General features: G+C 41.9%; 20 protein-coding genes. 10 read left to right on the top strand and 10 right to left on the bottom strand.

Annotated elements, in window-relative coordinates; all coding sequences use genetic code 11:
* Window position 1: 1 nt before the first annotated feature.
* From CS948_RS16365 to CS948_RS16345, 5 genes are all read left to right on the top strand, one after another.
* Complete coding sequence (locus tag CS948_RS16365; protein ID WP_099292794.1) at window positions 2–517, top strand: O-acetyl-ADP-ribose deacetylase; 516 nt, start codon at window positions 2–4, stop codon at window positions 515–517.
* A 26-nt stretch (window positions 518–543) separates the two neighbouring features.
* Entirely contained in the window at window positions 544–1626 is a 1083-nt protein-coding gene (locus CS948_RS16360; RefSeq protein ID WP_099292792.1) for an Mrp/NBP35 family ATP-binding protein, read from the top strand.
* Window positions 1627–1731: 105 nt separating this feature from the next.
* Window positions 1732–2754, top strand: a complete 1023-nt coding sequence (locus CS948_RS16355) for a hypothetical protein (RefSeq protein WP_099292790.1) — start codon at window positions 1732–1734, stop codon at window positions 2752–2754.
* Window positions 2755–3163: 409 nt separating this feature from the next.
* On the top strand, window positions 3164–3805 hold the full coding sequence (locus tag CS948_RS16350; protein WP_099292788.1) for a DUF6266 family protein: 642 nt from the start codon (window positions 3164–3166) through the stop codon (window positions 3803–3805).
* Window positions 3806–3817: 12 nt separating this feature from the next.
* Window positions 3818–4444: a DUF6266 family protein gene (locus CS948_RS16345; RefSeq protein ID WP_099292786.1), complete on the top strand. Its 627-nt coding sequence runs from the start codon at window positions 3818–3820 to the stop codon at window positions 4442–4444.
* 116 nt (window positions 4445–4560) lie between these two features.
* Here the strand turns inward: CS948_RS16345 and tpiA are convergent, their stop codons facing one another.
* The 3 genes from tpiA to CS948_RS16330 are packed head-to-tail and all read right to left on the bottom strand — an operon-like array spanning window position 4561 to window position 7169.
* Entirely contained in the window at window positions 4561–5331 is a 771-nt protein-coding gene (tpiA, locus tag CS948_RS16340) for a triose-phosphate isomerase (RefSeq protein WP_099292784.1), read from the bottom strand.
* 29 nt (window positions 5332–5360) lie between these two features.
* Window positions 5361–6608, bottom strand: a complete 1248-nt coding sequence (locus CS948_RS16335) for a BT_3928 family protein (protein WP_255302047.1) — start codon at window positions 6606–6608, stop codon at window positions 5361–5363.
* A 24-nt stretch (window positions 6609–6632) separates the two neighbouring features.
* On the bottom strand, window positions 6633–7169 hold the full coding sequence (locus CS948_RS16330; protein WP_099292782.1) for a DUF1599 domain-containing protein: 537 nt from the start codon (window positions 7167–7169) through the stop codon (window positions 6633–6635).
* Window positions 7170–7271: 102 nt separating this feature from the next.
* Here CS948_RS16330 and CS948_RS21900 point away from each other — a divergent pair, with 102 nt between their 5' ends.
* The 4 genes from CS948_RS21900 to folP all read left to right on the top strand — a co-directional run bounded on the left by CS948_RS21900 (window position 7272) and on the right by folP (window position 10726).
* A complete protein-coding gene (locus tag CS948_RS21900) occupies window positions 7272–7403 on the top strand; it encodes a hypothetical protein (protein WP_255302046.1) in 132 nt (43 codons plus the stop codon).
* A 246-nt stretch (window positions 7404–7649) separates the two neighbouring features.
* Window positions 7650–9038, top strand: coding sequence for a hypothetical protein (locus CS948_RS16325; protein ID WP_099292780.1), 1389 nt, complete (start codon window positions 7650–7652; stop codon window positions 9036–9038).
* A 5-nt stretch (window positions 9039–9043) separates the two neighbouring features.
* Window positions 9044–9688, top strand: a complete 645-nt coding sequence (locus CS948_RS16320) for a hypothetical protein (protein WP_099292778.1) — start codon at window positions 9044–9046, stop codon at window positions 9686–9688.
* A gap of 207 nt (window positions 9689–9895) precedes the next feature.
* Window positions 9896–10726 carry a dihydropteroate synthase gene (gene folP, locus CS948_RS16315; RefSeq protein ID WP_099292776.1) on the top strand — a complete coding sequence of 277 codons (831 nt, stop codon included), beginning with the start codon at window positions 9896–9898 and terminating at the stop codon, window positions 10724–10726.
* Here folP and CS948_RS16310 read toward each other — a convergent pair.
* On the bottom strand, window positions 10669–11244 hold the full coding sequence (locus CS948_RS16310) for an RNA methyltransferase (protein WP_099292774.1): 576 nt from the start codon (window positions 11242–11244) through the stop codon (window positions 10669–10671). The two genes, folP and CS948_RS16310, sit on opposite strands and share 58 nt — an antisense overlap.
* Before the next feature lie 138 nt (window positions 11245–11382).
* Window positions 11383–12714 (bottom strand): tRNA (N6-isopentenyl adenosine(37)-C2)-methylthiotransferase MiaB, encoded by a 1332-nt coding sequence (gene miaB / locus CS948_RS16305; protein WP_099292772.1) that lies wholly within the window; start codon window positions 12712–12714, stop codon window positions 11383–11385.
* A 324-nt stretch (window positions 12715–13038) separates the two neighbouring features.
* Between miaB and CS948_RS16300 the strand changes: the two genes are divergently transcribed.
* Window positions 13039–14193, top strand: a complete 1155-nt coding sequence (locus CS948_RS16300) for a restriction endonuclease subunit S (protein ID WP_141560972.1) — start codon at window positions 13039–13041, stop codon at window positions 14191–14193.
* 29 nt (window positions 14194–14222) lie between these two features.
* Here the strand turns inward: CS948_RS16300 and CS948_RS16295 are convergent, their stop codons facing one another.
* The 5 genes from CS948_RS16295 to CS948_RS16275 form a co-directional block, all read right to left on the bottom strand.
* A complete protein-coding gene (locus tag CS948_RS16295) occupies window positions 14223–15026 on the bottom strand; it encodes a tyrosine-type recombinase/integrase (protein ID WP_099292768.1) in 804 nt (267 codons plus the stop codon).
* A 222-nt stretch (window positions 15027–15248) separates the two neighbouring features.
* A complete protein-coding gene (locus CS948_RS16290; protein WP_099292766.1) occupies window positions 15249–16643 on the bottom strand; it encodes a restriction endonuclease subunit S in 1395 nt (464 codons plus the stop codon).
* A 44-nt stretch (window positions 16644–16687) separates the two neighbouring features.
* Window positions 16688–17791 carry a YhcG family protein gene (locus tag CS948_RS16285; RefSeq protein WP_218014307.1) on the bottom strand — a complete coding sequence of 368 codons (1104 nt, stop codon included), beginning with the start codon at window positions 17789–17791 and terminating at the stop codon, window positions 16688–16690.
* Entirely contained in the window at window positions 17788–19239 is a 1452-nt protein-coding gene (locus CS948_RS16280; protein WP_099292764.1) for a class I SAM-dependent DNA methyltransferase, read from the bottom strand. The genes CS948_RS16285 and CS948_RS16280 overlap by 4 nt, the downstream gene beginning before the upstream one ends.
* Window positions 19240–19241: 2 nt before the next feature.
* Window positions 19242–21950 (bottom strand): DEAD/DEAH box helicase family protein, encoded by a 2709-nt coding sequence (locus CS948_RS16275; RefSeq protein WP_099292762.1) that lies wholly within the window; start codon window positions 21948–21950, stop codon window positions 19242–19244.
* Window positions 21951–22046: the final 96 nt, after the last annotated feature.

Genomic DNA, 22046 nt, shown 5'->3' with positions numbered 1-22046 from the left:
TATGGAGAGATTGAAAATTATAGAAGCGGATATTACCGTGTTAGACACGGACGCTATCGTGAACGCTGCCAATTCTTCGTTGTTAGGCGGTGGAGGTGTCGATGGAGCCATTCATCGGGCGGCGGGAAAAGAGTTGCTGGCTGAATGCCGGACTTTAGGCGGGTGCAAGACCGGGGAGGCGAAAATCACGAAAGGGTATAATTTGAAAGCCCGGCACGTGATTCATACCGTGGGACCGGTTTATTCGGACGGGCAACACGGGGAACCGCAACTTCTGGCTGCTTGTTATCGCAACAGTCTTGAGTTGGCGGCGAAGAACGGGTTGAAAACGATAGCATTCCCCTTGATTAGCACGGGTGTTTACGGTTACCCGATGGAGGATGCCGCCCGGATAGCACTTCGGGAAATAATGACTTTCCTGATAGCACATCCCGATTTTGAACAGGTCGTCGTGGCTTGTTACAATCATCGGGCACGTGAAATCGTGGAAAGCGCGAAAATGAACATGCAAATTTAAAATCTTACAATAACATACTGGATATTATGCAAGAACTTGTAAAAGAGATACGTGACGTGTTGGCGGAGGTGAAATACCCCGGAACGTCGAAAAGTATCGTGGCACTGGATATGGTGCAGAATATTAAGGTAGAAGACGGGCAAGTGAGCTTCCGTCTGGTATTCCAGAAAGCGAACGACCCGTTCGTGGGTGCGGTAAGCAAGAAATGCGAGGCTTTGCTGAAGGAAAAATTGAATTACACGGGGGTACGGGTTGAAACGGTTTTCGTGCATGACTTGGAGAAACCTTTAGCGTTGGAAAAAGTGAAACATATCTTGGCCGTTTCTTCCGGCAAAGGGGGAGTCGGTAAATCTACCGTCGCTTCCAATCTGGCGGTTGCTCTGGCTAAATTGGGTTATAAAGTGGGACTGGTGGACGCGGATATCTTCGGTCCTTCCATCCCGAAGATGTTCGATTGTGAAGATGCCAGTCCTTATATGGTTGAAGTCGGCGGGAAAGAGTTGATTGATCCCGTGGTTAAATACGGGGTGAAATTACTTTCTATCGGTTTCTTCGTTGACCCTAATTCCGCTACCGTGTGGAGAGGTCCGATGGCTTCCAATGCCTTGAAACAGATGGTTGAGGGTGGTTTCTGGGATGAATTGGACTTCATGTTGATAGACCTTCCCCCGGGAACGAGCGATATTCACTTGACGCTGGTACAGACGGTAGCCTTGAGCGGGGCGATCGTGGTGAGTACCCCGCAGCAAGTGGCACTGGCGGATGCCGTAAAAGGTATTAATATGTTCGAATCCCCCGGGATACAAGTTCCCGTGTTGGGAGTGGTTGAAAATATGTCGTGGTTTACTCCTGCCGAATTGCCGGATAATAAATACTATATTTTCGGTAAAGAGGGCGCGAAGAAACTGGCTGACGAGAAAGGATTGCGTCTGTTGGGACAAATTCCTATCGTGCAGAGTATCATGGAAGGGGGAGAGGCAGGTACACCCGTCGCCTTGGACGAGAACACGGTTACCGGCGAGGCATTCCGGGATTTAGCCCGCAATGTCGTGGCGGCGGTAGAGGAAACCGGGGAAACCGCTCACCGGGTTAGAGTAACTAAAGGATAAAGAATAAGAGGAGTAAGGTTTATAAAGTCCCGATACCTGTATTCAGGATGTTTGGTAACTTTATAAACCTTATAAACTTTATGAACTTTATAAACTATTTCATTCATGGTAATTAGAAGTGCTGCCGGAAAACCTTTGTTTGGAGATGTTATACAGCGTAAGCGTTATTTTTATGCTATGTTGATGATATTGCTGATGATCGGTGTGGCAGAATGGTTGGGAGAGAAGGAAATTATATTTCCGGAAATGGCGGCACTGACAATCGGTATGTGGATCGTGGATAAGCGGGTATGGCAGGTGCGTCGTTTGCTTGTTGTCGTGTTAATGACGCTTGGTGCCGCGGCCGGAGTTTGTATCGTGCGTTATTCGCCGTTGCCGTTGATCGGAAACCTTGCTTTAGCGTTTTCTTGCGCGGCAATCGGGTTGACTTTGACCCGTTCCACGCTTGTCCCTTTGGTGTCTGCCTGTATGTTGCCCGTGTTGTTGGGAACGGAGAGTTGGGTGTATCCATTGGCGGTACTCGTGATGTCTTTGATCGTGATTTGCGGGCAATGGTGGATGGAAAGAAAAGAATTGAGGACAATGGTAGAGTTTGTTCCCGCGGAGAGGGGGCGGGGGGAGCGGTTGCAACGTTGGTCGCTTTTGCTTGTCAGCATGCTCGCCGTTGCTTGGTTAGCGATTTACACGACGAATCTTTACTTTATTCTTCCACCGTTGATTGTTGCCTACGTGGAATTTGCCAATTCTAAAGCGGGATTTCGTGACAGACCGGTGCAAGTGTTATTAGTTCTGTTTGTGGCGGCAATACTCGGCGTGACATTCCAGTTTATCGGGCATTATTATTTCGGTATCCCGGAATTTATAGTTGCTTTTATGATATTTGTTTGCCTGTTCACGCTTTTCGAGTTCCTTGGAAAGTTCTTTGCTCCCGCCGGAGCGGTGGCTCTGATTCCGATGATCATTCCCCGGGAGGGGCTGTTGTGGTTGCCTTTGCAGGTACTTGTAGGGGCTGCAATGTTTATCGGGTTGGCGATGATATGTTTCCAAAGATGTCTGGCTTGGCCTAGGGCACAGTTGATAGTCTGTCTGATTCCCCCGTTTATTCGGGATCTTCGGAAAAGAATATGATGATTTTATAGGTTTTATGGACTTTTGTACCGGAGAGTTTCATTGCAAACACGGGTGATATCTTTGTTTTCCCGTGCAAATTTTTAAGATGCAAAACTTTTTTTTGAAACACAACAAAGAGAAATTTCACGCTCGATTCCTAAATAGTTTCTGTTAAAATAAGCTATATGATATAAATTATATATTATTCATATTTATAGTTTCTTTATAGCATCTCCCATTCAACTCCCATTCAACTCCTATTCAACTCCTATTACAATTATAAAAATATAGTATTTTATTAGGAATTGAATAAAATTTGTTATATATTTGTTACCTGTTATTTTAAACTAGGATAATAGTATAATTGCCGTGTATCGCAGGAATACTTGAGGTGTACGGCAGCATGTTTAACGAAATAAAAGAAAGAATGGCGACATTGGACGGCTCTATTTTAGATGGTGCTTCAGGTAAACTTGATGGTTACGTGATTTACAAGGTCGGGAAGAAAACGCACGCGCGCAAGGCACCCAAGACCATAGCGAATCCCCGGACAGAGGGGCAGACAGCGCAACGCTCCAAGTTACCGGGAGCGCAGACGATGCACCGGGCGACGAAGGGAAGCGTGCTGGAACGGGTGTACACGATCGTGGCACGGGAAGAGGAACGGCGTTCGGGCTACCATTGGTTTCTGCACGCGAACATGAAAGTGTTCGGGGTGAATGATTACGTCGATTACCCCCGTCTGGTTCTGGCGGACGGTAGTTTACAATTGCCGTTCGGGATGCGAATGGTGAAAGGGGATGCGGGGAAGGTGGAGATGGAGTGGCTGGATAATACCTCGACTGTCACGGCACAATCGACAGACCGGTTGATGGTGGTAGCTATTTTTGACAACGAGCCGTACCAACCGGTGGTGCTGGAGGACGTGACGGGATGTCGCGCTGACGGGCGGGGTGTTGCGAGTATCCCGGGAGGGGAATGGAACGAGGTTCACCTGTACTGTTTCTTCGGGGCGGCTGACGGACGGCGTTATTCCCCGTGCATGTATTTCTCTGTTTGTAAATCTTAAATCATCACGGTTATGGCTACATTCAATCCTACTATATTTCAAGATATCTCGGGTTCCGTGGGGAACGTGACGACGTACAAGTTGGGCGACAAGCACGTGGCGCGGGCAAAGGCGTTCGAGGTGAAGGATGCGAAGACGCCGGCGCAGTTGAAACAGCGTACTCGGGTGAGCGTGATCACGAAACTGCGGCGTAGTTTTAACGCCGCTTTGGAGACAGGGTATTGTTCTTCCTCGAAGAAGGTTTGCCTGAATTGTTTCATGAAGGATAATGTCGGGAAAGTCAAGGTGGACGATGATATGAACGTGACCTTGGATTTGTTATCGCTTTCCCTGTCGGGTGGAGAACTCGACATTCCCCGGGTCGGGGCAGAAATAGAAGCGAACGAACGGCAAGTGCTGTTCCGGTGGGAACGGCAACCGTTGATGCCTCGTGCCGCGAAAGACGATCGTTTGTTCGGCGTGGTGTACGAGCGGGTGTTGCAACGAAGTCGGCTCGTGGAGTTGGGAACGAGGGGAGAGAGTGGCGAATTGGCATGGATGCTGCCCGAGGAGTGGGACGCAGGGCAACTGGTCGTTTACGGGTTTGCCGCCAGCGCCAACGGGCGAAAGGCATCGGGGACGCTGGGAATATTGGGGTAATATATAAATAAGGCTTTATCAGTTGAATTTCAGTGATAAAGCCTTATTTTGGGATATCCTTATCAGGGGTTGTCAATTACTTTTTTGACAACCCCTGATTGTTTATTTAGAGGTTATTAGTGTCTTGCCCGTGCTTTGATGATTTCGAAGAAATCGGCTGCTTTCAGTGAAGCACCCCCGATTAATCCGCCGTCCACGTCAGGGTTGGAGAATATCGCATCGGCGTTTCCGGCATTGCAGCTCCCCCCGTAAAGGATAGAGGTATCGTCGGCAACGGTTTGCCCGTATTTCTCGGCTACCACGGAACGGATGAAAGCGTGCATTTCTTGTGCTTGGTCGGGAGTGGCGGTTTTGCCGGTTCCGATAGCCCAAACAGGTTCATAAGCGATAACCACGTGAGCGAATTGCTCCGGGGTTAAGTTGAAAAGACCGTCAACGAGTTGTTGTTTTACCACTTCAAAATGTTTACCCGCTTCTCTCTCTTCCAGTACTTCACCCACGCAGAAGATGATTTCCAGTTTGCTGTCCAATGCTTGTGCTACTTTCTTCACGAGAACAGGGCTTGTTTCCCCGTAATAACTTCTTCTCTCGGAGTGTCCTAGAATCACGCATTTTGCCCCGGTGGAAGCAACCATTTCGGCTGATACTTCACCCGTGTAAGCCCCGGATTTTTCGGTTGCGCAATTTTGCGAGGAAACCATGATCGAGGGTTCCGTGATATTGTGAGCCACCTTTGCCAAATGGATGAAAGGGGTTCCAAGAACAACCAACACGCCTTCTGCACCTTCCTTGTATCTCACGTAGTCGTTCACTTCTCTTGCCAATTCGACACCTTCAGCGAAGGTTTTGTTCATTTTCCAGTTACCTGCTACAATCTTTTTTCTCATGTCTATAGATTTAAATCGTTGTGTTTTATTTAGTTTCTTCTTTTCTTTATACGGGGAAAAAGTAAATATGCTACAAAGAAAAGAAGGATAAAGGAGTAAACCAAATAATTCCGTTGCATTTCTTGTTGACTCTGCAAGCAATAGGCTGCCAAGTCCGTGTCTTTTAAATCTTTGATATCCGGGATATCTTTCCCCGCGCGTTTGTCCAGAATGGTTCCCTGCCGTAAAATAATCACGCCGGGATTGGAACGGAGCATGGTTTTCAACTGTATCTCGTCTGCCGCGCAGAACTCGTACGGCACGTGATGGCGGGTTCGGTAGGCTTGGATATCCTTTCGCGAGGAAGAAGTTAAACCGTAGAACCTGTATCCTTTTTCCCGCGCCAGATTTGCCAATCGGTTCAAAGTGGGTTGTGCATCGGCGTCGCTTTTGTTGATATTATAGGCAACTGCAAGTATCGTGTAATTGTCATCTTCAAGTATTTCTTCCGTGATGTTGCCCAATTCCGGGTGTTCGATCACGAGATCGTGTATCGGGGTGATGTATCCTTTCTTTACCAAGCGTTCCGAACTACTCTCGTATTCCCAGTTCACGGTATCCTGCCAAGGGTAGTTCTCCTCGGTGAATGATTGTATTTCTCCGGTCTGCCTGTTCTTGTATTTTAGAGTCACCTCGTACTGGTCGGGTTCGGCTCCCTCCGGTAGCCGCATACCCTCGGCAATATTTTTACCGATCGCGTAGGGGCGGAAGTCTATCACGGGTAAATGACGGTAACAATAGACGGACAGACACAACATTCCGGCTCCCGCGAGCACGAGCATCGAGAATTGCCCCAGCGGGGTAAGTTGGGGTTTGTACTTTTCGCGATAAACAAAGACCACGATGGCAAATAATAACAAGACGATATTCTTCCAGAACGTTTGCCAATTGGTCAGTACGAGGGCATCCCCGAAGCACCCGCAATCACTGACAGGATTCGTCAAGGCGAGCGCTAATGTCAACGGCGTGAAAAATGCCATGAATAGTAAAGCTCCCCAAGCGAGGCGGGATACCCACAGGTTGAACAGTAACGCTATCCCGATCAGGAATTCTGCCAACGAGAGGGCAAAGGAGAAAAATAGTGTCGTGGCATTCATCCAACTCATGCCGAACGCGTTGAAGTAGTCGGTGAATTTATAATCCGACCCTAGCGGATCTATCCCTTTCACGAAGCCGGAGTAGATAAATACGATACCGACGACGATCCTGCAAAGATTTTGAATGAATTTGCTTATCATGTTTACTTTTCTAGTTTTCAGTCTTTAATTCTCCACGACTAGGCGAATTAACCCGAACACGGCGTAATTCACCATGTCGAAGTAGTTCGCATCAATACCTTCCGATATGATTGTCGCTCCTTGATGATCTTCGATCTGTTTGGTCCGGTTGATTTTCATCAGGATTAAGTCCGTGTACGAGCTGACGCGCATTTCCCGCCACGCCTCGTCGTAATCGTGGTTTTTGGCGAGCATGAGTTCTTTCGCTTGCAGGAAATAGTTCTGGTAGAGATGCAATATTTCCTCTCGCGGGGTGTCGTTGCCCGGACCGAGTTGCAATTGAATCAATCCCATGATGGAGTAGTTGATGATGCCGATAAATTCGGGAACGATACCTTCTCCTACTTTCGTGACTCCTTTCTCTTCGATACTCCGGATTCGGTTCGCTTTGATATATATCTGGTCAGTGATCGACGTCGGGCGGAGTATTCTCCACGCTGTCCCGTAATCCTGCATTTTTTTCACGAAAATATCCTGACATATATCTATCACTTTATCATATTCTTGCGCTGTGTTTGGCATAATTCTATCGTTTTTTAGTAACAGAATTTGAAAAATAAGTTGTTTCTTTGAAGTGTAAAATTAGTCAAATAATTCAAAACCGGAAATTGAAATTGGAAAATTATGATGGAGATCGTTTTAAAATTACTGTCTGGGTCCGGTTATCGAGAATGTATTTCTGGGGGAACGATGGATGCGTTGGATGTTCGGAACGATTACCGAGATGGGAATACTTTGTATTTTGAAGCATATTAATATATTTGAGTTCGGCACAATTCTTTCTTTTTGAACTTTAGAAAATATGGTGGAATAGAATATTTTCTAAAAAATTGTAGGGCATTTTCCGTTTTTTTTGTTTTAATTTTATTAACTTGCAAGAATTAGATTGATTTTGGAATAATAGAAATTGATGATTATGGAATATCTATCATTTCGTTTTGACCATATTGTGGTTACGTGATATGTTGTGTTGTATGTAATATTATTATAAATCAGTGGTTTATGAGGATGCGATTGATTTTTATTTGTTCAATTTTATGTATTGTGTGTGTATTGAGTTCTTGTTATAAAGATACAGGTACGAACGTTATTTCAGGGAATTCTTCAAAATTAGTGTGGAATGAGGAACTTTGGCATATATTGCAGAATGATTCAAACTTTATAAAAATCGGAGAACTTATACTGAAAGATCGTATTGCATTTAATAAAATAAAGGGGCAGGCTGATTCGGAAATTGAAGTACGGAAACAAATGGATTCTTATATAGTAGCAAATTCTACTATAAATAAAGCTATTAGTAAACAATTGGTTATATTGCACGATAGATATTCTGAGTTTTCAAATAAATACTATTATTATTTTTTAGATTCTATTAATATAAATCTATCTACGCTATCTAGCCGTTCGCAGGAATGGGAGGTAATTGGTGATTGTACTAATATGAGAATGTACTGTGGTATTATAGCCCAAAACATGACAGAATTATATGAAGCTTATTGTTCTTTATGTAGTACTTGCCAATATAATGCTTTCACACCTGAGCATGCAGTATCTGTTGCGATTCAAAGAATTAATTTTTTTACGAATAATGAGCATAGAATTTTATTAAATAATTATTATTCCCTTGTTTTTATCGTTGGGCGTAATAGTCCTTCATGTGAATACGCTGGTCAACTAGCCTCACAATTTTATGAAATGGGTTCTTCAATTAGGTTTGTTGCTGAAAAAATGAATCAGTTAAAGTATTATAGACAGTATCCTGATGTTCTGTTTGGACTACCTTCTTGTAAAAAGTGTGGTGATTATATTATAGGAGGAGGGGATTCTTCAAGTGGCGGAGATGCCGGTGTTATGCCGGGAACCGTCGTGACTGAAGTACAATGGTGGCCGTCAACACATGAAAGAATTATTTATGATGCGCTTGAAAATGAATGTTTAACACAGGAACAGCTTGATTCAATTAATCTGGGAAGTTTATTAGCAGATAAAGAGGTTGGGGCACAAGATACGGCAAATGCACATAAACATGCGATGCGACAACTGAATGAAAGTATCGAAGATTGTATAGTTAAGATGCGTGATTATTTTGTGGACGAGATGTTGATTTTTTTTAATGATGGCAATTATATAGCTTTAGGTAAAGGTTTGCATCTAATCTCAGATGCGTATAGTCCGGCTCACCGTTTAAAAGTTTGGAGAGGTAATTTCTGGGCATATTTACCGCATATTGCGGAAATAGGTGCTGCAAACCAAAGTGGAGTAGATAAGTCTATCGTCGCTGTAAAATGGATTTATAATGAAGTTGTTAATAACGGTAGAAATCCTGTGACTGTATTTGACGAATGGATAGATGAGAGAAATCCCATTGCACCTAAAAGAGCAAAAAAATAGAACATATGCAAAAAAACAAGATTCAAATATTATGCCATTTGGTATTTGTAACTTTAATCGGAATGATATGTAATGCTTGCTTTGTCGTTAATGGCAAGTATTGGGATGTACGTGAACCTTACGAGGCGATGAATCCCACGGAATACGTGTTTGATTTTCCAATTCAAACGGTACGAGGGATGATTGATAGTTGTTTTGATTTGTCTGTTAGTGAACGTTTTAAGGATATATATGTTAGGAAATTAAGATCTGATTTATTCAAGTTAATACACGCCGAAGAGTTTCAATCTTATGTATTCAGGGACAAAAAGGGAAACTATTTACCTATGATTGTTTATCCAGTCTTGATGATTGATTCGTTAGGAGAAAATCAGACTATGATTCAAGTGAAATCAGAGGAGCATACGATTGTAGCTGGTAAACGATTTGTTTTTTTTAATCCAGAAAGATTCTCTATGTGGGCTATGCGTTATAAAAGGGAAAAATCATCCACAATTGAAGAATATGAAATATTGCGTTATCTTGGCAAAAGATTAGGACAGATGAATATGCCTCCAATTCATTATCCCAAAGCAATGACATTAGAGGAAGTGAAGTCTAGGTTTTCGTATTTTCCATTCTCTGAAAGTGATTTGGAGTTTGGAAAATGAAAGATATATTTCAAATAGTCAAAGTCATAATTAGAAATAAATACTATATTTGAATTATAGAAATATGGTTTAATTTGTGATTTATATAAAATTTATTTTATTGATTTTTAGATGATAGAATATATATATATAACGAAATTTCTTGTATTTCTGTAGTGTAAAAATTCAGTCAAATAATTCAAAACCGGAAATTGAAATTGGAAAATTATGATGGAGATCGTTTTAGGAGATAAAAAAGTTAGTTTGGAGCGACCTGTCGTGATGGGTATTTTGAACGTGACACCCGACTCTTTTTATGACGGGGGAAAGTACTTGAGTGAAATCGGGGTAATCAAGCGCATCGACGAGATCGTGGAGCAAGGGGCGGGGATTATTGACGTGGGAGCTTATTCCACTCGTCCCGGGGCTGCTTTCGTGAGCGAGGAAGAGGAACTTTCACGGTTGAGTTTTGCCGTCGAGCTGGTGCGTAAATACCATCCCGAGGTTCCGGTTTCGATAGATACGTTCCGGTCGGGAGTGGCAAAGGAGATTAATCACTGTCTGGGACCGGTTATCGTGAATGATATTTCCGGCGGCACGATGGATGAGAGGATGTTCGAAACGGTTGCCGGGATGGGGGTACCCTATATATTGATGCACATTCAAGGTACGCCGCAAGATATGCAAGTAAACCCACGCTATGATGACGTGGTACGTGAGGTTGGGGAGTTCTTCACGGAGCGTATAGCCCGTCTGAATGCCTTGGGATTTAATAATATCATACTGGATCAAGGTTTCGGTTTCGGGAAGACCGTGGCACATAATTATCAATTGATGGATAAAATGGAGTCTTTTCTCGATTTTGGATATCCTTTACTCGTGGGCATTTCTCGCAAAACGATGATATGGCGTTTATTGGATATTACCCCGAAAGAGGCACTGAACGGTACTACCGTGCTCAACACGATATCGCTAATTAAAGGTGCTCACATCCTTAGGGTTCACGATGTTCGTGAAGCCGTGGAGGCAGTGAAGATCGTGGAGGCGATGAGAGGGTGAATCACTTGCCATAGCACGATTCCGGCAGTGACGGAGATATTGAAGGAGTGTTTTGTCCCGAATTGCGGTATTTCAATGCAGTTGTCCGAGAGGTCGATGACTTCCTGCTGCACGCCTTTCACTTCGTTGCCGAACACGAAGGCGTATTTTTGTCCGGGAGTGATGGTAAAGGTTTCGAGAGAGATGCTGTTCTCCGCTTGCTCCACGGATAGAATGGTGTACCCCTCGTTTTTCAATTCTTTCACGGCATCGGTAGTTTCCTCGAAATATGCCCAGTCGACGCTTTCTTCCGCGCCGAGGGCTGTTTTGTGTATTTCCCGGTGGGGTGGGGTGGCGGTGATACCGCAAAGGTATATTTTCGACAACCGGAAGGCGTCCGACGTGCGGAATACCGAACCGATGTTGTTCAGGCTGCGCACGTTGTCAAGAACTACTACAAGCGGGAGTTTTTCTGCCTCTTTGTATTCTTCCGCGGAGAGGCGGTTCAGTTCTTCGTTGAGGAGTTTGCGATGGGACATGAAATTGAAAATTGAAAATTGAAAATTGAAAATGAGGGTGAGTCATTTCGATTTCCAATTCGGGGTTATTAATGATAGTTTTTAGTTTATTTGAAGATTGAATATGTTTTTTGAGTTTTAATTTTCAATTTTGCATTTTCAATTTTCAATTGTTTTGCCGAGTAAGGTGGCTGCCGTGCATTCGGTTACTCGAACTTGAACGAGGTCGCCGACTTTAGCGCCATTATCCGGGAACACGATCACTTTATTTTGGCTGCTACGCCCGAAAAGTTCGTCCGATTTCTTTTTGGAAACACCTTCGACCATAACTTCGAAGACTTTACCCACGTCTTTCAAGTTACTTTGATGAGATATTTCTACTTGCATGTCAATCAGTTCTTGCAGGCGTCTGCCCTTGACTTCCTCGTCCACGTTATCCGGTAAGTTACGGGATGCCATGGTGCCGGGGCGTTCGGAGTACTTGAACATGAAAGCGGAATCGAACATCACTTCTTTCATCAAATCGAGAGTTTGCCGGTAATCTTCCTCGCTCTCGTTGTGGAAGCCCACGAACACGTCGGTAGATATTCCACAATCCGGGACAATCTCACGGATGGCACGGATACGGTCCAGATACCATTCACGGGTGTATTTCCGGTTCATGTCTTTCAACACGGAGTTACTGCCGGATTGGAAAGGCAGGTGGATGTGTTTGCAGATATTGGGATAAGTGGCGATTGCCCGAAGTATGTCATCATTCATGTCTTTCGGGTGTGACGTGGCGAAACGGATACGCATGTCCGGTACCGTTTTTGCAACCATGGCAAGCAACGCCGGGAAATTCATTTCCGTGTTATCTCCCCGCCACAAGTACGAGTTCACGTTTTGCCCGAGTAGGGTAACTTCTTTATATCCTTTTGAATGGAGGTCGAGTACTTCGTTGATGATGCTTTTCGGGCTGCGGCTGCGTTCGCGTCCCCGCGTGTAGGGCACGATGCAGTAGGTACAGAAGTTGTTGCATCCCCGCATGATAGACACGAATCCGGAGATGGCCGTTTCGTCTATGCGGGAAGGGCAAATGTCTTTATAGGTTTCGGTTGTCGATAATTCGATATTGATGGCTTTTTCTCCTTTTGCCGCTTTTTCGATCAACAAGGGAAGGTCCATGTAGGCATCCGGTCCCACGACGATATTCACGTTTTTTTCCTGTTCGAAGAGAGCGTCGCCCAATCGTTCCGCCATACATCCCATGATGGCAACCAACACGTGCGGTTTTTTCTTTTTCACCTCGGTGAAGCCTTGTACTCGCCCGCGTACCCGTTGTTCGGCGTTTTCACGGACAGAACAAGTGTTGACCAGAATTAAATCCGCCTCGTTTTTGTCTTCGGTTCGTTTGTATCCTTTATCTTCTAGTATGGCTGCCACCACTTCGCTATCCGCCACGTTCATCTGGCAACCATAAGTTTCTATGTAAAAATTCCGTATCTCCATTCTCAAATTTTATTTCCGAGGTGCAAAGGTAGTGAATTTCATTCAAAATCCTACCGTATTCCCAAGGTAATCCTAGGGTAATAATATCTCTCCTTGCTTGCAACCCAAGTGTGTGGCACTTCTAGCATCGTGGGGAAACGGTGGGGTAAGCGTGTTGCAAGTGGTCAGTAAGGGGTGTGAGGTAGTAATACGGTGGTATTACCGGGGGATAAAGATAGAAACACTTTGAAATGGTATAAAATAGATAGTAATATTCGATATATTATATGATTATGAGTAAAATACAGATGATATTTATGATTACATACGCCCAATTATGAGAATGTGCCGTTTGAGATACCGAGTTCGTGGGTGTGGACGACATTAGGAGAAATGTTTACCTTACAAGCTGGTAAAAATATTACAACTAAAGATATTTACAATACACCCGACACCAAACATCGTTTTCCTTGCTACGGAGGTAATGGACTGAGAGGATATGTTAGTAATTACAATAAGGAGGGACGTTACCCTTTAATTGGAAGGCAGGGAGCATTATGTGGTAATATAAATGAAGCGCATGGGCAATTTTACGCTACTGAACACGCAGTCGTTGTTGAAACATATTGTGAAACAGATATTGATTGGGCTGTTAACGTCTTAGTATATTTAAACTTAAATCAATATGCAACTTCTACAGCACAGCCGGGCTTATCTGTTGGTACAATTAGTGAAGTTATGATTCCTGTACCTCCGTTAGCAGAACAGCAAAAAATATCTCAAAGAATAAGTAACTGGTTTACCCTCATCGACCAAATTGAGCAAGGTAAAGCCGACATACAAGTTGCCATCAAACAAACTAAGTCCAAAATTCTCGACCTTGCAATTCACGGCAAACTTGTACCCCAAGACCCGAACGATGAACCAGCCTCGGAATTGCTCAAACGTATTAATCCGAAAGTGGAAATTACTTGTGATAACGTGCATAGGAGGAAGTTACCACAAGGTTGGAGTAAATGTTATTTGAAAGATGTGCTTTCAATTATAATGGGGCAATCTCCCAATGGAGAAACAATTAACCACACAAATGGTATAGAGTTTCATCAGGGAAAATTATGCTTTTCGGAAATCTTTGTACAGCATTCTAATGTTTACACATCAAAACCAACAAAGATTGTCGAGAAAGATTCTTTATTACTGTGTGTTAGGGCTCCCGTGGGTATAGTAAATATAGTAGAAAGAAAAGTCTGCATAGGTAGAGGTTTATGCGCATTAAAACCTAAAGAAGGAAATACAAAGTTCTATTTTTATTGGTTGCAAACCTTACAGGATACATTTGAGTATAAAGCAACGGGAACCACGTTTAAAGCTATTTCTGGTGATATCATTAAATATGAGTATATCATGTTACCTCCTCTTGTCGAGCAACAGCGCATCGTACAAAAGATAGAAGAACTTTTTTCATCCCTTAATATCATTCAAAAAGCCTTAGAAGTGTAAATAATTTCACTTCTAAGGGTATTGTTACATTACCAATTCACTACCTTATCCACGATTTTCTGCTGTTCACTGGCTGTTCTTCGGAGATAGATGCGAGTTGTTTCAATACTTTCATGTCCCATAAGGTCGGCAAGTAAGGCAAGGTCGTTGAAACGGTCGAGGAAATTTTTTGCGAAACGATGGCGAAATGAATGAGGATAAACAACATCTTTATTCAGTCCGTATTTTTCTGCAAAGTGTTTCAATTGTTGTGCAATCCCACGTGTAGTGATACGATTTCCAAATCGGTTTAGGAATATATAGCCTGAAGTAAGCCCTTTTTCTTTGAGCCATTGGGAAGCTTCTATACGCAAGTTTTTCGGAATATACAAACGGCGTATTTTTCCACCTTTGCTATAAAGGTCAAGATGACCAACTTGTACATGCTCTGCTTTGATATGAAGAAGTTCACTGACACGTGCTCCGGTGGCAGCCATAAACCACACGACGAAATACCACTCATCATACCCATCTGCTTTTAAGCGTGTTTTGAGGAACTTATAATCTGCATCACTGATTACGTTCTCCAAAAAATTCTTCTGTTGCACTTTGACAAACTTCACCTTCAGTTTCTCTTGTTTCGTAAAGTCCAGATATTTGTTGATACCCTGCAATCGTAGGTTTACTGTCTGTGGTTTGAAGTTCTCCATCAAATAGCCTTTGTAGGTCAAAAGGTTCTTTTTGTTCACTTCCCCATAGTGATTGAAGAAATACTGTACCGTCCACACATATGATGTAACGGTATTTTTTGCCAAATTAGTTTTGGCAAGATGGCTTTTGAATTTTGTTACCATATTACATTAATTTATAATAAATACGATAACAATATAAGAGAATGTATAGTGTATATGACTGTTGATTATATTCTAATTGTAAAACATTACGGGAAAGCAAGGTCGGTTTAGTAGTTCCTCTTTCGAGCAATAAATGTACCGATACCGCCTTATAGTGAGCAATAAAGGATTGTTTATGTAATAAATATTGCTTTTAATTATCTCTATACAATTATGGAGAGTTTACAAATTCTCCATAATTGTATCTAATTTAACGAATGTCTTATGAACGGCATCTATAATTCGTTTTTGTTCAGCCTGGGGCGGTATGGGAATTGTCAATTTGGAATATTCAGAAATCCAATATCGTTTATGGGTATCGCCAATTAAGCGAGTTACGCTCATAAATATTGCGACAAATCCTATTTCAATATCTTTTTTAACCTGCAAAATCTTCATGGCAGATGATTTTACTTTGAAAGGAAAATCTACAAGTTTTGAATCTGTAGTAAAGTCATCAAAGATAATACAAGGCAATTGAGAATATATTCCCTTAACTTCATTGGTATAACCGATAATGAACGATTTGCCAGCTGTTAAAACAGGGATAGGATAAGTATCATTATAATTTGTGGTATCGACAATATAAGCCGTAGGTTGTTCATAATTTACAACATCTTCGAGTTTACATAATACCCATCCGGTGGGCAAGTTCTGATAATGCACGTTATCACAAGTAATTTCCACTTTCGGATTAATACGTTTGAGCAATTCCGAGGCTGGTTCATCGTTCGGGTCTTGGGGTACAAGTTTGCCGTGAATTGCAAGGTCGAGAATTTTGGACTTAGTTTGCTTAATGATGGCTTGTAAATCAGTTTTGCCTTGCTCGATTTGGTCAATCAAAGCAAGCCAGTGTTGAATTTCTGTAACGATACGCTGTTGTTCTGCAAGGGGCGGTATCGGAAATAATAAATCCGACAATACTCCAATATATAATTCCTTTTGATTGGTACTCCCTGCAAGATTATCTTCCAAATGCCGTTGTATAAGTTGCGATGAAATATAAGCAAAAACAAACTCAGATTTAATCTCGCTTGTTGTCCTTATAACTGAGACATGAGAATCTGGTACAACAAAAGGATAATTCTTCAAATAGCTTTCGTGGAAAAGTCTTGTTCGTCCAACTGTTCCAGTTCCTGTTGAATTGACAAGCACATCTCCTGTTTTTAGCTTGTATTCCTCGCTCCATTTACAAATTGTAGATGGGTCTAAGAAGCGTGCTTGCTCTAAAGATATACCGCCTTCTTTTAGATTACATTTTTGAGCAAATACAGGATAGGTTTTATCCGTATCTGAATACTTTGGGGATTTACCTCTAGATAAGAACAAACACATTTCTCCTAATGTCGTCCACACCCACGAACTCGGTATCTCAAACGGCACATTCTCATAATTGGGCGTATCGGAAGATGTGGACTTCTTATTGCGTTTAATTTTTCCTTCTTTAATTAGGCGTTCTTTTTCTGTTTTAATTCGTTCAAGTAAAATAGATGCGGGTTCATCATTGGGGTCTTGCGGTACAAGTTTGCCGTGTATTGCAAGGTCTAATATTTTCTGGCGTAATTTTTTTGTATCCATGATTGTGGTTGATTTGTCCTGTTTATGGTAGGACAATTATCATTCTATTGCTTATTAAGTTCAAATTCAATTTCTTCAATCGTGGGAAGTGAAGACTTCCATTTATCTGTCAATTCATCGTCCAATACTGTTTGCCAGGAGGCAATACCCATGGGACGTTTAAATCCCTCTAAAGAATATTTGACAACGGTTTCATTTTTACTTTTTACGAGTAACAGACCGATTGTAGGTGCATCCGTTTCATGTCGGAGTGTCTTATCTACTATCGCTTGATACATGTTAAGTTGTCCCATCATACCTGGGTCAAAAGGAATTGCTTTCAATTCAATGACAATGTAACAACGAAGTTTAAGATGATAAAATAGCATGTCAATGATGAAATCTTGCCCATCAATTTCTAAATGTATCTGTCTTCCCACGAAAGAAAATCCTTGCCCCAATTCTAGTAAAAAATTTGTGATATGAGTAGTTAATCCATTTTCTATATCTTTTTCACGACTATTGGAATCAGCCCCGGTGAAATCTATCAAGTAGGGGTCTTTAAACAACTGTTGTATCATATCAGATTCTTCATCGGGCATAATTGCTGGAAAGTTGGTTGGGAGTTTGCCTGTACGTTCCACCGTGTATGCTTTAAGATGTATATCAAGCATGTTATAACTCCATCCATTTTCTATTGCAGCCATTGCATACACTAATCTGCGGTTGGGTTCTTTAACCTTCTCCATCAATACGATATTGTGTCGCCATGATAATTGTGCAACGCAGCGTTGCACAATTGATTCGTCCTGCCAGATTTCTGCGAATTTCCTCATGTATTTGAGATTCCTTGGTGAAAAGCCTCTTTGCTCGGGGAATGTTCGTTTTAAGTCTTCTGATAGTTTATCTACAATCTTAGCTCCCCATCCTTCTGCTTTTTGGCAATTCAAAATGTGACGCCCTATATGGTAATACATCATTGACATTTGGATGTTTGCTGTCCACATCACTTTCCTTCGGGCTTGGTTGACCTCTTCTTTTATGGATTGAAAAAGTTCGGCATACCATTGAGGAAGTGAAGCATCTGGTTGACCTATGGGAAAGAAAATACCGTCAACTTCCTTTAATCGTCCTAAACGTTCTACGTTGTCATTTTTTTCTTCCATCATTCTTTGATATTAGCCATTAACTTTTGTAATTCTTGCACTGCTTTGCTTATATTTTCACTCTTGCTCTGTATCTCTTCTATCAGTTCGACAAGTGTATATGTATCTTCTTTACCGCCCTGCTTTATCCAAGTGATGTCAAGACTTGTCTTGTCACGACTCGTAATTTCGTCAATGGAATATTTGCGCCAGCGACCGGAAGGATTTGTTTCGGCATTATAAGTTTCCTTTCGAGCAGAGAGGTTTTCGGCATGAAAACAGGAAACAAAGTCGTCTAAATGATGGCGTTCTAATTTGTTGGTGGCGAGCGTGTGTTTCACATTCGTACGGTAGTCATAGAACCAAATTTCTTTTGTCGGTTGTCCTTTGGTAAAAAATAATACATTTGCCTTTACGCCTTGCGCGTAGAAAATACCCGTGGGTAAACGGAGTATAGTGTGCAAGTTGAAGTCGGCAAGCAACTTTTTGCGAATGGTTTCTCCCGCATTACCTTCAAAAAGCACGTTGTCAGGAAGTACCACTGCTGCTCGACCGCCATTCTTTAACATCACCATGATATGTTGTAGGAAGTTGAGCTGGTTGTTTTTGGTTTCCACGTAGAAATCGGGACGGTTGATGTCTACCGAACCTGCTGGTCTTGTCCCGAAAGGAGGATTGGCAAGAATCACATCCACTAATGTATCCGGAACATTTTCTAGGGAGTCTTGACAGAGAATAGGACTTCGGTCAGTACCGATTCCATGCAGGTAAAGATTCATTGATGCCAACGTTACGACAAGGGCTGTATTGTCAAAACCATGAAGGGCCTTATTTCTAAGGAAATCACGTTTGTCTTTATCTTGAGATTCCTTTTTCATGTGGTCATAAGCCGTGAGTAGAAAACCTCCGGTACCGCAAGCGGGGTCACAAACTGTTTCCGTTATCTTGGGGCGAGTAACGTCTACCATCGTTTGTATTAGAGAACGGGGCGTGAAGTATTGTCCTGCACCACTTTTTTTATCTTGACCATTTTTCTCCAAGATACCTTCATATATAGCACCCTTTACATCGCCATCCATTAAGAGCCATTGTTCCTCTTCAATCATGGAGAGTACTTTCTTTAAATACACGGGTTTGTCTATCTTGTTTTGTGCTTTGGTAAATATCGTGCGAACGAGAACACTTACTTCATCATTATTTTCATCACCTAGAAATTTAAGAGTTGTTTCATAATGTTTTAGTAAGTCCAAGCCTTCGTCTTTGACTGCTAGTAAATCTTGCCAACCATAGCCTAGTGGAATTGCTGATTCTCCCCCGTACTCGACATTCTCCGCATCCATTTTCAAGAAAAGAAGATAGGTCAATTGCGTGATGTAGTCCGTGAAACCGATGCCTTGTCCCGCGAGAGTGGTGGCGAGTGTCCATACTTTTTTCGTGAGTGATGATTCTGTATTGATGTTTTTCTTTGCCATTATTATGCTATTTTTCTATAAATGATGAATTTCGAGAGTGAAATCAAAGCCTCGTCCGCGGCGGCAACTCCACCAAAGGCTTTAATGAGTTGGGCGGCACGAGTTTTGTCATCTTCCCTGATATCTTTAATGTTACAAGCCCCGTTAGAAGCGATATAATTTACGATTTGCCTTATTATTTCAATTTGTTTATCCGTGATATTCCGTTGCGTTTGCCCATACCATAGATTGAATCTTTGTTGGGCGGTCGGATAAAGACTTTCCAAACGGTCTATCTGATGATAAGCATAGCGAATCAACTGAATGATATTGGTCAGCGCATCTTTTTCTTCTTTAGTAGAACGAGTTTTTACACTATTAGGATTGAGAATGGTATACGAGTTCCATAATTGCGATTGACTGAATTTGTTGTTGGCTATTCTTAGTCTATTTTCTAAATCTTTCAAGAGTGAATAGGTAATCGGACTTCCATCGTTGTTATAAATGAGACGTAATGCTTCCACTTCATCTTTATGCTCGTTACAATATTGTTCAAATGCGGAAGTCATACTTTGTGCCTCTTCTACAGAAAATCCTGTTGAAATTAATTTATCTTCACCCGGTTGTAGGGTAAATACGAACCCTGCATTAAGGATAAGCAGATATTCACGAGCCTCCGGATAATTAGCGATATTGGCAACCAATTTTTTCCGCTCGATATTCGGTTCGTTTATATCCATGTAAGGAGGGAGGGAGGCTTGTTCTAGTGCAATATAGATGTTATTTGAGATGTCTTTCATGTCGGTATGAGCCAAATTCATGAATTTGGTTCGCTGAGATTGGTCGCTCTTGTTATAAATACGAGATAGACGACTGGCTAACAGACGTAGATTACCATCATTGACATTTCCGTGTGCTATATGTTCAAGTAACTCCTTGAAAGTAATCAATTTTGTTGTCGCTCCTTCTGACGGGGGAGTAATCTTCTTGTCATGTTCGGTTACCCCTACAGCATCTACCAAGAAAAAGCAATCTTTACTGAATGCGTTGGGAGTAACATTACGCAACTGTTCGTCGCCAATAGTGCGAACACCACGCCCTTTCATCTGAATATAGAGTGGTTCGGAAATTACATCTCGCATAAAAAGAACGACTTCAAGCGGTTTTACATCTGTACCAGTGGCAACTAATGTGCAGGTCACGGCAATACGGAATTCCTTATCGTTTCTGAATTGACGTATCAACTCGTTGCTATCCCCTGATGAGTAGGTTATTTTTTGTACAAATGTATCGTCATTCTCATGCCCGAATACTTCTTTCGCTATGCGGACTATATTCGTTGCGTGATTTTCGTTGAGAGCAAATATTAGTGTTTTTGGTAAATAGTCTATATTAGCTTCTCGCGGAGGGTCATTGAACATTTCGGGATAAACAGCATCTCGGTAAGTCTCAAGTACAAGTTTGATTTGAGCCGGATTTATTATACTGCGGTTCAATTCTTCTTTCGTGTAGTTTTTTGTTTCTTTATTGCTGATGTCCTCGATTTTACCCGTGTAGACTGTAGCCCGTTTCAGTTTATCGCCTTCCAATATTGCACCTCCTTCTTCCGTTGCTTTTGTCTTGATACGGTAAATTCGACAATCTACATTCACTCCATCAACAATTGACTCTTCAAGTGTGTAGTTTACAATTATATTGCTGTTGAAGAATGCTTTCGTTTCAGGTGCGGGAGTTGCTGTAAGTCCAACTAATTTTGCCGTGTTGAAATAATCCAAGACTTTTTTCCAATTTCCATAGATGGAACGATGGCATTCATCTATGATTATCATATCAAAGAAATCAGGAGGGAGATTCGGGTTTCGTGGAAGTTCTATTTCGGAAGTTTCGTCATATTCTTCATCATTATCCGTATCTTCGATATCTTCTCCTTTCAAAAGTGAAAATAATCGTTGAATGGTTGAAATTACTACATTACTGTCTTGCGGGACTTTCGGGGAATGCAATCTGTTTACAGTGAAAATGGTATTGAAAGGGTCACCGTTTTCCGTAAGACGGAACCGTCCAAATTCACCTTCTGCCTGTTTCCCAAGATTATTCCTATCTACCAAGAATAATATGCGTTTCATGGGTGTATAAGCAAGAAAACGATATGCCGCAAGACAAGCCGTGTATGTTTTACCTGCCCCGGTAGCCAAATTCATCAAAGCACGATTTTGTCCGGAACGGAAACTCTTTTCCAATTCCGTGATAGCTTCATATTGACAATCGCGCAGTCCTTTTTTACGAAGTATCGGAAGTCCAGCATAAAAATCCTTTATGCCAAGCATTTTTACAATTTCTTTTGGAGTGTGTATGCGATTCAGCTCAATATAATCAGAATTTTTGTTTCGATGATCTCGAAATAGAACTACATTTCCGTTTGATTGATATATCAAAGGAAGCGGATTCTCGTAAGTTTGATAACAATTCGGTACGCTGCGAACATATAAGGTGGCTTGTTGGCAGACTATATTTGAAGAAACATTTGTTTCTTCTCTTTTGGCTTCTAAAATACCGACGGCTTTGCCATTAATAAATAGGAAATAGTCTGCTTCTAAATTTCCTTTCAACAAACCTTCTTTAATTGCAACAGCTGTAATATTGGGTGCATAATGATCTCTGTCAACAATTGCCCATCCCGCATCAAGAAACATTTGGTCTATTTTTACACGAGCCTTTTCTTCCGGTTTCATAATATCGCTTTTTAGTTCTGATAAGGGAATGTTATCAGAAGTTACAAAGTTAGCGAATAAAAAAGAGAATTTTATGCTATTTCCTCTTGGAATATT

Origin of the sequence: Butyricimonas sp. Marseille-P3923, assembly GCF_900184685.1 — a bacterium.
Lineage (GTDB): Bacteria > Bacteroidota > Bacteroidia > Bacteroidales > Marinifilaceae > Butyricimonas > Butyricimonas muris.
This window is presented reverse-complemented; position numbering and strand designations above follow the sequence as displayed.

Coding starts and splice junctions, on each gene's coding strand:
- CS948_RS16365 (WP_099292794.1), top strand. CDS start 2: ATGGAGAGATTGAAAATTATAGAAGCGGATATTACCGTGTTAGACACG.
- CS948_RS16360 (WP_099292792.1), top strand. CDS start 544: ATGCAAGAACTTGTAAAAGAGATACGTGACGTGTTGGCGGAGGTGAAA.
- CS948_RS16355 (WP_099292790.1), top strand. CDS start 1,732: ATGGTAATTAGAAGTGCTGCCGGAAAACCTTTGTTTGGAGATGTTATA.
- CS948_RS16350 (WP_099292788.1), top strand. CDS start 3,164: ATGGCGACATTGGACGGCTCTATTTTAGATGGTGCTTCAGGTAAACTT.
- CS948_RS16345 (WP_099292786.1), top strand. CDS start 3,818: ATGGCTACATTCAATCCTACTATATTTCAAGATATCTCGGGTTCCGTG.
- tpiA (WP_099292784.1), bottom strand. CDS start 5,331: ATGAGAAAAAAGATTGTAGCAGGTAACTGGAAAATGAACAAAACCTTC.
- CS948_RS16335 (WP_255302047.1), bottom strand. CDS start 6,608: ATGATAAGCAAATTCATTCAAAATCTTTGCAGGATCGTCGTCGGTATC.
- CS948_RS16330 (WP_099292782.1), bottom strand. CDS start 7,169: ATGCCAAACACAGCGCAAGAATATGATAAAGTGATAGATATATGTCAG.
- CS948_RS21900 (WP_255302046.1), top strand. CDS start 7,272: ATGATGGAGATCGTTTTAAAATTACTGTCTGGGTCCGGTTATCGAGAA.
- CS948_RS16325 (WP_099292780.1), top strand. CDS start 7,650: ATGAGGATGCGATTGATTTTTATTTGTTCAATTTTATGTATTGTGTGT.
- CS948_RS16320 (WP_099292778.1), top strand. CDS start 9,044: ATGCAAAAAAACAAGATTCAAATATTATGCCATTTGGTATTTGTAACT.
- folP (WP_099292776.1), top strand. CDS start 9,896: ATGATGGAGATCGTTTTAGGAGATAAAAAAGTTAGTTTGGAGCGACCT.
- CS948_RS16310 (WP_099292774.1), bottom strand. CDS start 11,244: ATGTCCCATCGCAAACTCCTCAACGAAGAACTGAACCGCCTCTCCGCG.
- miaB (WP_099292772.1), bottom strand. CDS start 12,714: ATGGAGATACGGAATTTTTACATAGAAACTTATGGTTGCCAGATGAAC.
- CS948_RS16295 (WP_099292768.1), bottom strand. CDS start 15,026: ATGGTAACAAAATTCAAAAGCCATCTTGCCAAAACTAATTTGGCAAAA.
- CS948_RS16290 (WP_099292766.1), bottom strand. CDS start 16,643: ATGGATACAAAAAAATTACGCCAGAAAATATTAGACCTTGCAATACAC.
- CS948_RS16285 (WP_218014307.1), bottom strand. CDS start 17,791: ATGATGGAAGAAAAAAATGACAACGTAGAACGTTTAGGACGATTAAAG.
- CS948_RS16280 (WP_099292764.1), bottom strand. CDS start 19,239: ATGGCAAAGAAAAACATCAATACAGAATCATCACTCACGAAAAAAGTA.
- CS948_RS16275 (WP_099292762.1), bottom strand. CDS start 21,950: ATGAAACCGGAAGAAAAGGCTCGTGTAAAAATAGACCAAATGTTTCTT.